The organism is Shigella sp. SIG6, assembly GCF_053555815.1.
In genome coordinates this window covers 1-446 of the sequence record NZ_JBQZXC010000324.1, presented here as the reverse complement: position 1 = coordinate 446, position 446 = coordinate 1, and the positions used below count along the sequence as shown (strand labels likewise).

The window sequence follows — 446 nt, the reverse complement described above, 5'->3', positions numbered from 1 at the left end:
GGTGCTTATGCAAACTCTGACCGTACTGATTGGCAGTCTGGTGATGGTAAAGGCGAAAGAGCCGAAGTTTGGGCGTTGTCAACAAAATATGACGCTAACAATGTTTATGCTGCTGTGATGTACGGTGAATCTCACAACATGAATTCCGACGACGGTGATGTTGTGAACAAAACACAAAACTTCGAAGCTGTTCTGCAATATCAGTTCGACTTTGGTCTGCGTCCATCCATCGGTTACTCCTATTCTAAAGCACTGGACGTAGCAGGTTGGATTTGCCCCTATATTTCCAGACACCTGTTATCACTTAACCCATTACTGGCTTGCTGCCGTAGATATTCCCGTGGCGAGCGATAACCCAGTGCACTATGCGGATGCCATTCGTTATAATGCTCGAACGCCTCTGCAAGGTTCTTTGCTGCCGTTAACCCGTCTGGTTTGGGCATGAC

Annotated in this window: 1 protein-coding gene and 1 pseudogene; one reads left to right on the top strand and one right to left on the bottom strand. The window is 47.3% G+C overall.

Annotation, left to right across the window (positions count from 1 at the left end; genetic code table 11):
• Positions 1-270, top strand: a pseudogene (locus ACUU1M_RS20630) (porin); the annotation flags it as partial.
• An 8-nt stretch (positions 271-278) separates the two neighbouring features.
• Here the strand turns inward: ACUU1M_RS20630 and ACUU1M_RS20625 are convergent.
• Positions 279-446: integrase core domain-containing protein (locus ACUU1M_RS20625; protein ID WP_141010958.1), on the bottom strand; the 168-nt coding region annotated here is incomplete at its 5' end.